The sequence below is a fragment of the Bacteriovorax sp. BAL6_X genome, from assembly GCF_000443995.1.
In the GTDB taxonomy this organism is placed as follows: domain Bacteria; phylum Bdellovibrionota; class Bacteriovoracia; order Bacteriovoracales; family Bacteriovoracaceae; genus Halobacteriovorax_A.
Map to the genome: position 1 here is coordinate 154,429 of NZ_AUMC01000010.1, position 14,629 is coordinate 169,057.

General features: G+C 34.6%; 14 protein-coding genes. 7 read left to right on the top strand and 7 right to left on the bottom strand.

Annotated elements, in window-relative coordinates:
* Positions 1-39: 39 nt before the first annotated feature.
* The 3 genes from M902_RS16090 to M902_RS11240 are packed head-to-tail and all read left to right on the top strand — an operon-like array spanning position 40 to position 4,217.
* A complete protein-coding gene (locus tag M902_RS16090; protein WP_021268585.1) occupies positions 40-2,088 on the top strand; it encodes a DUF4105 domain-containing protein in 2,049 nt (682 codons plus the stop codon).
* A gap of 40 nt (positions 2,089-2,128) precedes the next feature.
* Positions 2,129-3,082: a hypothetical protein gene (locus M902_RS11235; RefSeq protein WP_021268412.1), complete on the top strand. Its 954-nt coding sequence runs from the start codon at positions 2,129-2,131 to the stop codon at positions 3,080-3,082.
* Positions 3,083-3,104: 22 nt separating this feature from the next.
* Entirely contained in the window at positions 3,105-4,217 is a 1,113-nt protein-coding gene (locus tag M902_RS11240; RefSeq protein WP_021267835.1) for a hypothetical protein, read from the top strand.
* 30 nt (positions 4,218-4,247) lie between these two features.
* On the opposite strand, the gene M902_RS11245 is transcribed toward M902_RS11240, so the two are convergent.
* Entirely contained in the window at positions 4,248-5,126 is an 879-nt protein-coding gene (locus M902_RS11245) for a hypothetical protein (protein ID WP_021268747.1), read from the bottom strand.
* 101 nt (positions 5,127-5,227) lie between these two features.
* Between M902_RS11245 and M902_RS11250 the strand changes: the two genes are divergently transcribed.
* Positions 5,228-6,097 (top strand): radical SAM/SPASM domain-containing protein, encoded by an 870-nt coding sequence (locus M902_RS11250; RefSeq protein ID WP_021267980.1) that lies wholly within the window; start codon positions 5,228-5,230, stop codon positions 6,095-6,097.
* Here the strand turns inward: M902_RS11250 and M902_RS11255 are convergent.
* Together M902_RS11255 and M902_RS11260 are read right to left on the bottom strand one after the other, a co-directional pair.
* Positions 6,094-6,516: a MarR family winged helix-turn-helix transcriptional regulator gene (locus M902_RS11255; RefSeq protein ID WP_156979823.1), complete on the bottom strand. Its 423-nt coding sequence runs from the start codon at positions 6,514-6,516 to the stop codon at positions 6,094-6,096. The two genes, M902_RS11250 and M902_RS11255, sit on opposite strands and share 4 nt — an antisense overlap.
* Positions 6,517-6,593: 77 nt before the next feature.
* Positions 6,594-6,818, bottom strand: a complete 225-nt coding sequence (locus M902_RS11260) for a hypothetical protein (protein ID WP_021268098.1) — start codon at positions 6,816-6,818, stop codon at positions 6,594-6,596.
* Between the two features lie 179 nt (positions 6,819-6,997).
* Here M902_RS11260 and M902_RS11265 point away from each other — a divergent pair, with 179 nt between their 5' ends.
* Positions 6,998-7,543, top strand: coding sequence for a GNAT family N-acetyltransferase (locus M902_RS11265; protein ID WP_021267843.1), 546 nt, complete (start codon positions 6,998-7,000; stop codon positions 7,541-7,543).
* Here M902_RS11265 and M902_RS11270 read toward each other — a convergent pair.
* Positions 7,529-8,368: a lipid A-modifier LpxR family protein gene (locus M902_RS11270; RefSeq protein ID WP_021267782.1), complete on the bottom strand. Its 840-nt coding sequence runs from the start codon at positions 8,366-8,368 to the stop codon at positions 7,529-7,531. The genes M902_RS11265 and M902_RS11270 overlap by 15 nt on opposite strands.
* Positions 8,369-8,539: 171 nt before the next feature.
* On the opposite strand from M902_RS11270, the gene M902_RS11275 reads away from it, so the two are divergent.
* Positions 8,540-9,361 carry an SDR family NAD(P)-dependent oxidoreductase gene (locus tag M902_RS11275; protein ID WP_021268250.1) on the top strand — a complete coding sequence of 274 codons (822 nt, stop codon included), beginning with the start codon at positions 8,540-8,542 and terminating at the stop codon, positions 9,359-9,361.
* Between the two features lie 11 nt (positions 9,362-9,372).
* On the opposite strand, the gene M902_RS11280 is transcribed toward M902_RS11275, so the two are convergent.
* From M902_RS11280 to M902_RS11290, 3 genes are all read right to left on the bottom strand, one after another.
* Entirely contained in the window at positions 9,373-10,812 is a 1,440-nt protein-coding gene (locus M902_RS11280) for a hypothetical protein (protein ID WP_156979826.1), read from the bottom strand.
* 201 nt (positions 10,813-11,013) lie between these two features.
* A complete protein-coding gene (locus M902_RS11285) occupies positions 11,014-11,898 on the bottom strand; it encodes a hypothetical protein (protein WP_021268484.1) in 885 nt (294 codons plus the stop codon).
* 779 nt (positions 11,899-12,677) lie between these two features.
* A complete protein-coding gene (locus M902_RS11290) occupies positions 12,678-13,052 on the bottom strand; it encodes a PEGA domain-containing protein (protein WP_021268339.1) in 375 nt (124 codons plus the stop codon).
* A 36-nt stretch (positions 13,053-13,088) separates the two neighbouring features.
* On the opposite strand from M902_RS11290, the gene M902_RS11295 reads away from it, so the two are divergent.
* Complete coding sequence (locus tag M902_RS11295; RefSeq protein ID WP_021267987.1) at positions 13,089-14,621, top strand: DUF4105 domain-containing protein; 1,533 nt, start codon at positions 13,089-13,091, stop codon at positions 14,619-14,621.
* The last annotated feature ends 8 nt before the right edge of the window (positions 14,622-14,629 follow it).

The following is a 14,629-nucleotide window of genomic DNA, read 5'->3' on the forward strand; positions in this document are numbered from 1 at the left end:
ATTGCTGAACAAACTTTGTACAACTGTTTAAGGAATATTATGCGAAACCTAATTTTCAAGAGTTTACTGACTACTTTATTAACGGGTGCGACATTTGCTTATGGTGGGCAGATTCTTAAGCTTAATAGAGATAGTGTTCCAAAAGAATTCGTAAAAACTCTTGAAGTATTTATCACGCAGGTTGATGAGAAAATTCCTGCCTCTATAAGAGATGCCATTGGGAAAGAAGTCGAAGTGACTTTTTCGGACTTTAAAGAGAATAAAAATATTAGAAATTTTCCAAAAGATCGTTGTAATGAAGCCGTGTCAGTAAAGTACGGAAGCGTGAGCTATTTTAATCGCGATGAGATTAAAATCACATCTCTTTTTATCAAAGAAATTATTAATGGTGATGAAAGTATTGAACAGTTTAATTGTGGCCATAAGAACTACGTAAGAAAAGCACAGGCAACAATCCTTCATGAGCTAGCACATCTATATGATCTAAAAAAAGTTAGAACTAAAGAGCACAAGCAAAAAGCAAGAGTTTGTCGCAAGGAAAAAGAGGAGCGCAATCATTCAAGTGATGAATGTCGTGCCATTCTTTCTCAGGATACAAATAAAAACTCAATTAGTGGTTTATTCTCATTCTATAAACTTGCAAATTGGAAGAAAGGCTTCTTTTCTAAGAAGACAAAGAATCTTTCATCAAAGCGATCGGTTGATGCATATGAATTTGAAAACTTAAAAGAGCATAATGCTGTTAATTTTGAGTTTTTCCTAATGGACGAAGAGTATAAGTGTAGAAGGCCATCTTACTACAAGTTTTATAGCGAACTACTTAACCATATTCCATTCCCTAATTTCAATTGTAAGATCTTTTCTGAGATCGTACTGGATGACCTAAAGGTGACTAGAGATATCGATCCAAGTCGTGTTTATCGAATTGATTATTTATTAGCTTCAAAAGGTGATTCAATGATTTCTGGATTTGGTCACTCAATGTTTCGTATCGTTCTTTGTGCACCTTTTAGAAAGAAGGTGGACGAGAAATGTTTAAAAGATAAGCTTTATCATGTTGTTCTTTCTTACCGTGCAAACGTAACAGATATCAAAAGTGACATGTTAAAGGGTGTTCTAGGTGGGTATGACTCTGTTTTATTCATGCTTTCTTTTCCTGAAGTTATTAATGAATATAACGGTGGAGAGCTAAGAGATCTTATCAGCCAACCAATTTATCTTTCAGAAGAACAAAAGACGGACTTCATCAATAAAGTGTTAGAGATTTATTGGGAGTACGAGGGGGATTATAAATTTATCACTAATAACTGTGCATCAGAATCAAATGAGCTGTTTCAATCAGCTCTGCCAAATAATGAATTTGCTTATGAGAGAGTAATCTTACCTTATTCTTTACTTGATAAGTTTACAGAAAGTGAATTCTCAAAAGAAGAAGATCTTGAAAACCTTGAGAATGCACAAAAGAAAGGAATGTTCTTTCCAAGTGATATCGAGCTTCTTAAAGAAGTGAAGAAGTCTCTATTTGGAGTTGAAGCTTCGGATTATAACATTAGAAGACGTCGTGTTCCAGGACGTGATCACAAGTATAAGACAGTAAAAAGAGAGAAATTTATTAAAGATATCTTAGAAGATTTTGATGTCGATCGTTTATTTGAAAAATTCGAAGAATTAAATGCTTTAAGTGAAACAGTTGATGTTGAAGGAAAGCTAAATGATCTTTCAATTCTTACAGGTGCAATCTTTAAGATTAAACAATCATCAATTGATGAAGAGGTTGGAAACTTTCTAGACAAGAATATGGAAGATGAGACACCACTTGGAAAAAGAATTCAAGAGTGGAATGAAATGAGAAAGTCTAGCCGCGTGCAGGCCAATGATTCTAGCTATGGAATCCCTCTCGTTTTAAGGGACTCTGACTTTGATAGGCATAATGTGAAGAGCGCAGAGCTGGAAAAAATCGAAAATCAACTTTTAGAAGACGTGAAAAGTAATTATGAAAAAGAAGTTCAGGACTTAGCAAGACTATTAGATTTAATTAGAAATATTCGTGATCAAGCGAGAATCATTTCAATGAAAGCATATAACTAATAATTTACTGGAATTTAAAACGCAAAAGAGGAGAGAAACAATGAAAAAACTTACTACGGCTACACTTATGACACTTATCGCACTTCAAGCAAATGCTATTGAAGTAAGAGATGCAACTCTAGGTGCTTCTTCTAAAGTTTCTGAAGCAATCTACGATGCTGGAAAAAGTGCTACTGATAAAACAGTTGAAGTTGCTGACTTCACAGGTGAGCACCTAAAGGCATTTATCTCAAAGAACTTAGAGTCATCGTATAAGGCTTCTGAAAAACTAGCAAAAGAAATCGTTAAACTATCTGAAGTTTCTAAACCAGCTTTCCGTTTTACTGCTGATGGCCTTGCAATGGTATTTGAAATCTCTGGAAAGGGAACAAAGCAAACTTTAAAAGTATCAAAAAAAATCTATATCTTTCTTGAACCGACTCTTGAAGCAACGGGTGAATTCCTAACAGAACTTCTTGAGCTTGCATTTGAAGGAACATCAGAAGCTTCTGAGCTTCTTACTGATATCAATGAATTCCTTTCAAGAGTTCTAGAGAAGCCTATTGATGTAACTAAAATGACTGTTGAAGAAATCTTTAAGCTAATTGGAAAAGCAAGTGAGAAGTCGTCAGAAGCTACAGAATTTCTTCTTGGTGCAGAAAACTTTGAAAAAGGTATTGAATACTCAGGAAAAGGGATTTCGCTTACTTCAGAAGGGATTGGTGCAGCATTTTACCTAGTTTCACAAGCAACAACAGGTATTTCTGAATTATTTGATTTCAACAGAAAAGAAAGAGAGCAAATTGAGCAAATGGTTGAAAGAGGAGATGTTGAAGGTCTCGCAGGACTACGTGATCTAATTAGACACAATATCAATGAAGAGATTGGAAATGGTGAAGACCTAAACAGACTTCTTGATGACAATGCTATTGATACTTATATCAAGCTTAGACTATCAGTCCCTAATTTAGATGTTAAATTAGAAGAGCTTTACGGTAACCAAATTGTAAAATAATTAAAATATAAAGGGATTAATAATGAAAAAGACAACTTCGACAATTCTACTCACTCTATTATCTATTCACGCAGTAGGAGCCGATATTAGGGACGCCGCATTTGATGCTTCTTCCAAAGCTTCAGAGGTAATTTATGATGCAGGTAAGAGTACAACTAGACAAACAATTAAAGTTGCGGACTTTACTCGTGAGAAATTAGAGGCCCTAATCTCTAAAGGTCTACAATCTTCATATCGTGCATCGGAAAAAGTTGCTAAAGAAATTGTTAATCTCTCAGAGTTTTCAAAACCAGCATTTCGTCTAACTGCGGACGGAATTGCTATGGTTTTTGAAGTCTCAGGTAAGGCGACGAAATCTTCTCTTGAGGTTTCAAGAAAGATCTATGTTTATTTAGAGCCTAGTTCAGATAAGACAGAAGAGTTCTTAACTAAGATTATTGATCTCGCATTCGAGGGAACATCTGAAGCATCGGAGCTTTTGACAGATATCAATGAATTCTTATCTCGAGTTCTTGAAAAGCCTCTTGATATTTCAACAATGACCACTGAGGAGATCGCTGATCTTCTTTCAAAAGCGACACGAATGACTCATATTGAAAAATTAATTGAGTTAGCATTGGATGGAACAACTAAGGGGAGTGAGCTACTTACTGATCTTAACAAATTTCTATCAAAAGTTCTTGAGAAGCCAATTGATATTACAGGAATGACTCTAGAGGAGATTCTAGACTTGATTGAGAAAGCAAGTATCGAATCATCAAAATTAACTGAGATCTTAATTGGTACTGATAATCTTGAGAAGGGTACTGAGTACACTGGAAAAGGGATTTCTTTAACATCCGAAGGTGTTGGAGCTGCTTTCTACCTCGTTTCTCAGGCAACTTCTGGTATCTCACACCTTTTTGATTTCAATAGAAGAGAAAGAGCACAAGTTGAGGCCATGGTTGAAAGAGGTGATATTGAAGGACTTGAGGGGTTACGTGATCTGATTCGCCACAATATCAACGAACAGCTTGAAAATGGTGAAGACTTAAATCTGCTTCTAAATGATAACTTAATAGATACGTATATTAAGATGAGGCTAACTGTACCAGAGCTCGATCAAAAATTAGAATCGCTATACGGATTAAAATAATAAAAAAGCCTAGGATAACCTAGGCTTTTTTTATAACTTAAATTCTCTGTGAAAGTATTTAAAACTGATTCCATCATATTGATTAAAACAACCATAGACCTTCCCATCAATAATTGCAGGTGTTGAAGCTAGGTCGTCACCAGCAAAGTCGAAGAGCCTTCTTTTCGGCCAAAGCGTTTTGGCCTTTCCAAAGTCACTGATTTTATAAAAATATAAATTTTGAATATTTTTTGAAACTAAATATCCGTCATGAATGACTGCCTTTGGCATATGTAGTGCTTCTCTACTTTGACGAATCGAAATTACCTTTTGTTGATTCATGTTATTATCTAAAATTACAAGTCCTTCAAAGGCCCTCTTCTTTGTTGAGAAATTATAAGTCACATTATCGAGCATAACAAAGAGCTTCTCCCCATCGTTGTCGATCCCAGTTGCAGTCGATACTTGGCTTGGATCATGTGGAAGATCAAAATTATGAATTGATTCAATATTATAAGCAGCAAGATCAATCTTAATGAGTCCAAGGGAGCCATGAGCGATAAAGAGTTTATCATCCATGATAGTCAAATCTTGAGCCGTTTGATGCTTCTTTACTATATTTTGGTTTGATGTTGGAAAGCTTGTGATGAATTCGTAATCATTTAGACTATGAACAAAAACATAATCTGGCGTTAGGATGTAGAGCTTTCCATTATACTCTTTAACAGAACGAATCTCGTACTTTGAAAAGATTAACCTAATTTGATCCTCTTCGAATTTATAAAGAAATGGCCCTTTGAAAATATAGTAATTATCTCCGGATTTGTAATGGCCAGTATCGCCTTTCTTTGTAGCACAGAATGAATCAAGGTTGGCCTCCGATGCAAATGCAATTAAAGATATAATCACGACTAATAGAACTTGTTTCATCTCTTCCTCCCTGAATTTAATTAATATAAATATTATCGAGTCGTAATTCTTCTTCGTCAAAAAAACCTGACAAATCTTGATGAAGCGTGTTAGAAAGTCTCATGCTAGACAGAATCTTTATCGAAATTTCAAATATTTGTAACTTACAGTGTACGTTCTGTCCTGTTGTTGAGCGCGATAAGAAGGTTATGGGTCCAGAGGATTTTGAAAGAATTCTCGTTCAGGCCAAGCCCCTGGCGAAACAAGTATGTCTTCACTTAATGGGTGAGCCTTTGGCCCATCCTAATTTTACAAAGATCATGGAGATTTGTGAAGACAATGGTGTTCCTGTGCAGATTACGACTAATGGAGTTGTCATTGCTGGACGTAAGGATGTTCTTTTAAAGAGTAAAGTTTTGAGACAAATCAACTTCTCTATTCAAAGTTATAAGGATAATTTTCCTAATCGAGATTTTAATACATATTTAAGACCAATTTTAGAATTCTCTAGAGAACTTCATGAAGTCTCTCCTGAAACTTATGTAAATTATCGTTTATGGAATCTTGGGCGAAGTGAACAAATCATAAAAGAAAATGAAGAGGTCTTTGAGACTCTAGAGCGCTTCTACGATATTGAAATAAATCGGCGTACGCAGGTTGAATCGATAAAGAGTAAGAGGATTTGGAATAAGGTATATCTTCATTTTGACACTCATTTCGATTGGCCATCTTGGGATTTACCTCATCAAGGGGAAACAGGGAAGTGTCACGCTTTAAAGACTCATATTGGGATTCATGCAGATGGTACAGTTGTTCCTTGCTGTCTTGATAAAGAGAGCCAGATACCACTTGGTAATGTTTTAGATGAAAATTTAAAAAACATTCTTAGTTCACCTAGAGCTGTAGCAATGAGACAGGGCTTCGATAATAATATTCGTGTTGAGAAATTTTGTCAGCACTGTACGTATATCAATCGTTTTCAAAAAAATTAATCAATAATACTCTTTAGCTTTTGAAGATTTGCAACCATCATCTTACGATTTTTGATTGGAAAGTCTCTTAGCTTAAGTGAAATCTTTTCTTGAACTTCGCTCCAGACATCATTGTATAACTTCTGACCTTTTGTACTAAGAGTTAAGATCGTCAACCTCGCATCCTCACTCGACTTATTTCTGGTCACAAGGTCTTCATCAACCAAAATATTAATTGTTTTAGTCATGGCCGGCTGGCTAATTCCGTGGTGGTCGGCCAACTCCCCAACTGTATTTAATCCTCTTCCAATATTAGAGAGTGCCCTAAATTGAGGGTAGGAGATATGGGGGGATGCCGCTTGTCTGAGCTCACTACGAATTGAGCGGATAATGATTGGCATTACATCTAAAAGTATTCTTGAAAATTCTAGGTCTTTCACGTCTTTAGTATAAACCAAGGAGACACCGATCGTAAATTAATGCAGCAGCTGGAGAGCTGCTGCGGAAGGTTTTTTAATTATTGCACAACTTCCAGATCAGAATCGTCTGAAAGTTCAGCATCTAGAGATGTATCTGAAGCTTCTGTTGTTTCAACACAATCACCTGTTACTGTACAGTCGGCTGCTGGAGAAGACTCTTCAACTACTGCTGATTCATCTGTAGCAACTGAATCTGACCAGTCCTCATTAGCATAAGAAACGAAAGCTGATGATAGTAGAACTAGAAGTAATAACTTTTTCATAATTAATCCTCATTGGTTTATGTTAAATATATAATGTAATTATATATCCCAGTTATATAACTTGGTTATATATTATTCCTTTCCTAAATTCCGTACAATAAAAAAATACACTTTTTGTGTAAAACTTTTGTCGTTATAATAAAATCTGTCAGTTAAGATCGGGTATAGAAGGGTAAATTATGTGGCAACCACCAAGAATTGAAACAAAAAGACTTGTACTAAGAGAAGTAAGGCTCAGTGACAAGGATGCGGTATTTGAATATGGAAAGAAGCCACATATCTCGAAGTATACCCTTTGGGAGCCTCATGAGACGGTAGAAGATAGTGTCGACTTTATTGAGAAGTATGCTTTTTCAAACTACGAACAACAGGTTCCTGAGCCATTTGCAATTACCCTTAAAGGTGATGATAGGCTAATTGGTTGTGTTGGTTGTTTTTGGGTTTCAACAAAAAACAAGTGCATGGAACTTGCCTATGTACTTAATGATGACTTTTGGGGAAAGGGGATTGTTGTTGAGGCTGCCCAGGAAGTTGTTAGCTACTGCTTTGAGAACTTTGATATTGAGCGAATTCAGTGTCGATGTAAGGCCGAGAATATACAAAGTGAAAGGGTCATGCAAAAGCTAGGTTTTAAGTATGAGGGACTACTTCGCAATGAAATCTATCATCGTGGGAAGCATTGGGATATGAAGTACTATTCAATTTTAAGATCAGAAGTAAAATGATGTCTCAAGGGTTGCATATGTGTGGTTAGAGGCCCCTTTAAACTGAGCTCCATTCCAGTTGGCCTTTAGTGTTATTCTCATAGCACTAAAGAAGAAGTTAAATCCTGCGTCTGCTTTATAGTAAATATCTTCCATGTCTTCATCTGAAATAACATAGACCGAATTGACTTTCTTTGAGCCCTGAAGGACAGCATCAAAATAATTTGCAACAGCTGAGCCATTGGCGAAGAATTCTAAGAACCCAAGCCTCATCCCAAGTTTTAGGCCAATTTCAATGTCACGTTTAAGGCCGCCATAGTGTCCTTGTAGCCATGGAGATAGCTCAAAAATTGGGCCACGATTTATCTTAATAATTTTAAACTCACCATTAAAAAAATATTGATTACTTGTTTGATTTTGCCAACCATTCACTTGTGAAGAGGGAGTCATCTTATGAAAGAGATTTTGTAAGATACCGGCCTTCGCATTTGGCCCTTGTTGTCCAGTCCAAAGATCAGCGCGGAAATAATAGTTACTGTTAACGTGGGAAAAACCTAATATTCCGTAGAGGAGTCCTGTATATGGATGATCGCCTTCAACAACTGTCGTACTTAACGTCGCTTCTGGGGTGTAGATTTTGTGGGAGACACCGAGGCGAAACTTCGTAAGGGAGCCCTGGGAATAAAATCTCCTTTGATACATAAGCTCAAGGCCATTGGAATAGTATCGATCCGTCTGAAAAGCAGCATCGTTTTCAATTTTTATTGAAAACTCATTCTTGGGCTTACTTTGGGCAAAAGTCGAGATGGCCAAATTGAATAGGGTTAATATGAAGAACAACTTCATCAGATAATTATATCACTTTCAATATCCAAGTAATTAGAGATGGCCAACTTTGCTTGTTTACAAAAATATATGGCCGTAATTTTAATAAGTTATATAGGCTATATTAAGAATATCTTGTATTGTTTACAATAAATCTCATTGTTGATTTCTTCATGTTATAAGTATTTCATTATGAATAGAATTTGCCTAAAGAATAAAGTCATTGCCATTACTGGCTCTACAGGAGGTCTAGGCCAAGCTCTTTGTTTAGAGTTAGCGAAAAAGGGCGCTCTATTGGCCTTGATGGATATTGATTCTGAAAAGATAAATTTACAAGCAAGTGAGCTGGGTGGCCTAGCACTTGAAGTTGATGTGACAAACCTTAATTCAATTGAGCTTGCAATGGCAAAGGTCAATAAGCACTTTGGAAAAATCGATATCATTATTGCAAATGCTGGTATTACAAAAATTGCCCCAATGGTTTCCTCAAGTGAAAAAGATTTTTCACGAGTGATCGACATTAACCTAAATGGGGCCTGGAGAACTTTTAAAGCTGCTCTTCCCTATATTTCTGATAGTTCTGGCTATATGGCCGCAATATGTTCGATGGCCTCATTTGTCCATTGTCCACTACAGGCTTCATACTCCGCTAGTAAAGCAGGTCTTCATGCTGTTTGTAACAGCGTCCGAATGGAAGTGAAACATTTAGGAGTTGGTATTGGTAGTTATCATCCAACTTTTTTTCCATCTCCATTAATGGATGGGGTCACAAGCGATCCAGTTGGAAATAAACTATGGGGCGGTAATAAAGAAGGTCCTTGGAAGATGATTACTATTGAGGAGGTTATCTCTGATATTATTACTGGTATAGAGGAGAGAGCAGAGCTTGTCGTTATTCCGAAGCGTAAGACTCTCGTTGCGAAGGCGAGTGGGTTTTTTAGGCGCTATATTGAACGTCGCGGATTTAAGGGCAGTGAAATAGAAGAAGCAATTTCTCTTTCTCAAAGAAGCTAGCTTCACTTTGATTATAGGCTCTTATGTGTTCTCTTAATATGATCATTATTATTTAATAAGTGGATAACTTCTGTGAAGTTGTGGGCACTTTCTATGACTTCCTCTGTGTCGTTTTCAAGCTCTTCATTATATAAATAGTGATCGATGCTATCTTGAAGTTTTTGAAATAGAGGAAGGAGTTTTGCTTCAATTTCTTGAGAGAACATCATTGAAGTTTCTTGCTTAACAAGTTTTTTAATACTTTTATAAATTGACTCTTGTTTATGAAAGAAGCCAATTACAACTTTTGAGAAGTAAACAATAAAAGATATAAATAATATAGAATCGACAATGTCGTTAATGGCCAGTGAAAGTAGGCATGCTGTTAGTGTGAGACTGTAGATATATTTAACTCTAGTGTTGGCGGCCAAGACAATCGTAAACAAGTAACTGCTTAAAAGTAGTGGAAGCGCAATTGGAGAGTTTGAGTTCAAGTAAAATTTAAGAGTAAATAATAGTTGAGCATTGAAGAGATAAATATAGCTGATCTTTTGAATCGAAAAGTGATTTGTCGTTTTGTATAGATGAAAAGCAAAGAGTAGAAAGTTTAAAACTATCGCTAAACCAGAATAAGAAATATTTGAAATCGGTTTAAATAAATCAACAGCAAAGAAAGTATAAAAGAGGCTCATCGATAGAATAACGATTATTGAAGACTTTTTGAAATTATTAAAAATTGGTACATTAAAGATATCAACTTGGTGGTCAAGTAAATGATCAACATCGTCAAATTCTTTCTTTAGAAAGTCTTCAATACGACTACTATTAACCCTTAAGCTATTTTTAATCTTATCTCTGTCATTAAGGCCAGAGGAAATCATAGCAAGCATATTGTTGATAGGATTTAATAAATTGTGAGTAAAGTAACTTTTTAAGTTTAAAATATTTTTGTGAAGTTCTTTCTTATGCCAAATTTGATTAGCATTCTCCTTAAAGGTAATCGACTGAATCGAGCTAACAGTTGTAATGAAAATATGAAGAAACGTCACGATAACGAGATTCTGGTCCTCTAGAAAATAGTTATTAGTGCTTATAATTATAAAGTGGATGAGACAGTACTTGATATTTGTGTGCTGGAGGTGAAAGGCCAACACAATGATTCCCGCAATATAACATAGAGAGCTCGTTGCTGAATAGTCAGCTAAGCGAGGGTAGATCGACCAGAGTAGACTTTCGACAACTACTGAGAAGAAAATGACAAAGGTAAGGTTATTTTTAAAAAGTTTCTTGTAAAAGACAATTGCCATAATGAGGTCGAAGGCGATCATATAATTGAACGTAGTTAATAGGTGTGGTTCTATATTATAAAAATAGAATACAACATACAGAACAGACATTAGAAGGCCTGCGAGAAAGTGCATCTCGAAGAATTCTCGATACTTCTGATCTAAATGGTAATAATCATTAACCAAAATCTTGCCCTGTCCAAACATAATTAACTAACTAGTAGTTACAACCTCTTAAAACTATAATTATTATACAATACATTATATTTTAAAAAAGTACATATTTAGTCCAGTATTGGCTAACGTAATTTTAATGAGTTATAAAATTCAAGTGAACTTAGTGACCTTGATGGAAAGAACAAAGCCGCTTAAAGAAGCGGCCTTGGTTTATTTCATAACTTTTAAGAACTCAATCATAAACTCTTTGTAAACGGAGTTGCTGGCCTTAAGGGCCGCTTGGTAGGCTTTCTTTGCATCGATTTTTTGGAGCATATGCAGATGAGATTCAAGCTCTTCTTTTGAGAGACTATCGTATGACATATCGAGTGCCATCTTTATATTCTTTCCCTGCGCGGCCAAGATCGCATCTGTTTGTTTTTGAGCATTGCTAACGACTTCATTTATATTTAAAGTCGGACTCTTTTCTTGCTCTGTATGAATCATCATGGCCTGAATTAAGCTCTTAGATGAGGCAGTAGACTGCTCAAGAAGTGAGGCTTCATCAATAATGCCATTCACTAACTCTTTTTTGTCTTCTGGAAGCTCGTAATTTTTGCCATTGGTAATGTGGTCGACTATTTTTTCCTGAGTTTGTTGTGCATTTTCTTGAAGCTTTTTAGAAGTCTCACTATCTTGAATTTCTGCGATGGCCTCAAGTTCATCAAGACTTAAGTTCTCGTATGATTTTTCAAGCTTTTCTTGGAATGGAAAATTTCTTACAAGCTCTAGTAGCTTTTCTTTTTTTTCTGGGGACTGCTCATTAAATTTTTTATTTTTAAATGCGTTTTCAAATGTTTGATTGAGTTTAGCATTTGAAAGGTCTTTCAAAAGTTTTTTGATAAGTACTTTCTTTTCACTTAATACCTCAGGTGTATCAACTGTTTTCTTTAATGTATTATTTTCTACTAGGGGAGTCGAAGATGATTCTATCGATGCCTTTTGTACTTCTTTTGTTGTTGTCGTTAAAATGTCATCTTGTGCTTGCTTAGGATTTACGACTAAGTAATAAATCGCAATTAAGATAATTGGTAAAATTAAAATAAGCTTTTTCATAATTCCTCGATATTTAGAGCTTTGATATATGTCTTTGTAAATTTTGCTAGATTAGTTGAGAGTGTTTTTATTGAGTCTTTTTGTAAACGAAGTGTGTAAAAATGAAGGTACATACCACGTATCAAAGGTAGTAATTCAAGTCTAGCTTGATTGATTGGATACTTCTCGTGGAGTTTTCAGATGCATTTAGACTAAAGATAAAACCTAATCTCTTGTTAATACGATATGAGGTATCAAGGGCTGCTTCTTCAAGGTATTCATATTGTTTTGGTACATAAAATTTTAAGGAGTACCTAAGGTGAAACTTCAAACTTTCATATGAACGAAGAATTACACCTGTTGAAAGTCCTGCTATATAGAAGTCTGTTGATGTATATAATGAGTTTTAAAGTACAGATGAATGTGCTTTAAGAAGTCAAAGAGCGAAGCTAGAAATTGGGAAATATTAATTTAGTGAAAGTTTGAATCCCTAGATAATTAGGGCCTTTTATAAAACAGATATTCGCAAGGGGATTCGTACCCCTGTTACCGTGTGAAAAGAAGGTGGCCTATTGTGCCACCTCGTTTACTTTAAGATTTTTAATTAGGTTATAAGCAGAATTTGATTTAAGTACTTTTTCTTGTAAATCGTTTGCCGTGATATCCAAGTTATTCATTAGATATTTATTATAATAACAATCCTCATTACAATTTTTTAACTCATTGAAGTAACTATAGATATATCTTCTAATTTCTTTGTTTACTTCATTTCTTTCTAGTAGTTTATGCTCAAATTTTATTCATCTCATAGCTGTTGTTTTAGATTTTTTTCTAAGTTCAAAGTGGTAGCTATTTGGAGAATATTCATAAATAGCACCAGTGACTGCATCTGTTGTTGAAAGATCCCAGAATACGTTGATAATAGCTACGCCATCAAAACTCTTTTCAAGTGGTCTAGAAACAGTTTTGTAGCCTTTCTTTTTGATCATTATTGTATCAAATTGATTTTTTTTAAGCTTAACAGTAAGAGGTGTAACTCCTCTTTCTACTCCGTCAATTAGTACAACAGCACCTTCTGGGCTACTTGTGAATGTAATCGATTGATCTGTACCTTTTAATACAGTTGCACATGATGTTAAGACAAATAATGTTACTAAAATAAATAGATTTCTCATAAACTTCTCCCTCCTGTAGTGATATTATTTTGACGTATGATAAATTATTTACTCATATTTCTTTCGTTCAGTTTTAATGTTTTTGCATTAGATAATAAGGCATTAAATGATCGTTTCTTAGTAAATTCTTTACTCTTTGATGATAATAGAAAACTGGCTAATAGCAACTACTTTTATTTGGGGGAAGAAGATACAATTCCATCAGAAATTAATGAGAATGTAAAAGTGTCTCTTGAACATAAGAAGAAGTACAAATGTAATTATCCATTTAGATATTTACGAATTAATAAGAAAGAAAAAATTGAGAATATCTTAAGGTCGTGTCCCAAACTGGCGTCCTTTTATGACTCATTTCAAAAGCAGTTTGTTTCTTTGACATTTGCTACTGAATCTATAAATGGACCAGCTTCTTCTTTTGGCCATATATTAATTGTATTTCACGATAGTATTACACCAGATGGTGATGCTGATGTGATTGAGTTTTCTGCCCGGCCACCGGAAAATATCGGTGCTATTGAATATTTGAAAAATGGTATCTCTGGGCAATTTGATGGATATTATTCACGTAAAAAATACTCAATAAGTTTATTGGAGTATTCGATTCAAGAACAACGTAATTTTATTAATATTAACCTTAATTATTCTCGTGAAAAAATTGATAACTTAATTCTAAGTTTGTATGAAGTACAAAAGATAAAACTACCTTATTATTTTTTCACAAAAAACTGTGCCTATTTTCTATCAAGACTCCTTGGAAATGTTGATGAAAGATTTCATAAACCAAAATATCTCAATGCACCTTTTTCATTGTTTAAAAGGATTCAGAACAAATCTGCTGTTGTAGCACGTACAACCGTTGATAAAATTCTTCTCGCTAGCAATGATGATACGGCACAGTATTACTCTGATGAATATCAATTTATGTATAAAAAAAAATGGAACTCTCAATATGCTTATAAAAGTCAAACAGATGTTGAGCTTATTGATAATCATTACTTCGATAATATAAATCTTAAAAATTTAGGAAGCTCTCTTGAATTTACTTATAGTACAGATAAACGATCTCGATTTCATTTTAAACTAGTTTCTAAAAATATAGAGGATCAGCAATTTAATATTAACTCATATACTTCGTTTGAACTATTAGGTCTTGGGTTAACAATTGACTCTGAAAAGGCGAATGCAAATATAAGAATTATCGATGTATCTGATTATCCAATTTTTACAACTTCTTTACCTAAGATAAGTTGGAACTTAAATTCATATTACGAAGAAGAAATTGAAGGTGAATTATTTTTCGGTCTACGCTTTGGTGAAGAGTACTCTATTATACCACTTGTCGGGTTTAACACTTTAAACGATACATTTTTAAAATTATCTTTTTTTACAGATTTAACTAATGAGCTAAGAGCAATCTACTCAGCAGAATATGGCAACATAGACGATATTTTTCATAAGTTTAAAATACTATATTCTATTCGTAACTATAACTTAGAGATGAGTATAAAGAACGATTCTAACAATACAGAGATCTTAACAGGTTTTAAATATTACTTAGATATTCTTTAACTGTGTAC

What these genes read in the sequence shown, in the direction of transcription:
- M902_RS16090 (WP_021268585.1), top strand. Translation starts at nt 40, where the DNA reads ATGCGAAACCTAATTTTCAAGAGTTTACTGACTACTTTATTAACGGGT.
- M902_RS11250 (WP_021267980.1), top strand. Translation starts at nt 5,228, where the DNA reads ATGCTAGACAGAATCTTTATCGAAATTTCAAATATTTGTAACTTACAG.
- M902_RS11285 (WP_021268484.1), bottom strand. Translation starts at nt 11,898, where the DNA reads ATGAAAAAGCTTATTTTAATTTTACCAATTATCTTAATTGCGATTTAT.
- M902_RS11265 (WP_021267843.1), top strand. Translation starts at nt 6,998, where the DNA reads ATGTGGCAACCACCAAGAATTGAAACAAAAAGACTTGTACTAAGAGAA.
- M902_RS11240 (WP_021267835.1), top strand. Translation starts at nt 3,105, where the DNA reads ATGAAAAAGACAACTTCGACAATTCTACTCACTCTATTATCTATTCAC.
- M902_RS11290 (WP_021268339.1), bottom strand. Translation starts at nt 13,052, where the DNA reads ATGAGAAATCTATTTATTTTAGTAACATTATTTGTCTTAACATCATGT.
- M902_RS11275 (WP_021268250.1), top strand. Translation starts at nt 8,540, where the DNA reads ATGAATAGAATTTGCCTAAAGAATAAAGTCATTGCCATTACTGGCTCT.
- M902_RS11295 (WP_021267987.1), top strand. Translation starts at nt 13,089, where the DNA reads ATGATAAATTATTTACTCATATTTCTTTCGTTCAGTTTTAATGTTTTT.
- M902_RS11260 (WP_021268098.1), bottom strand. Translation starts at nt 6,818, where the DNA reads ATGAAAAAGTTATTACTTCTAGTTCTACTATCATCAGCTTTCGTTTCT.
- M902_RS11245 (WP_021268747.1), bottom strand. Translation starts at nt 5,126, where the DNA reads ATGAAACAAGTTCTATTAGTCGTGATTATATCTTTAATTGCATTTGCA.
- M902_RS11270 (WP_021267782.1), bottom strand. Translation starts at nt 8,368, where the DNA reads ATGAAGTTGTTCTTCATATTAACCCTATTCAATTTGGCCATCTCGACT.
- M902_RS11235 (WP_021268412.1), top strand. Translation starts at nt 2,129, where the DNA reads ATGAAAAAACTTACTACGGCTACACTTATGACACTTATCGCACTTCAA.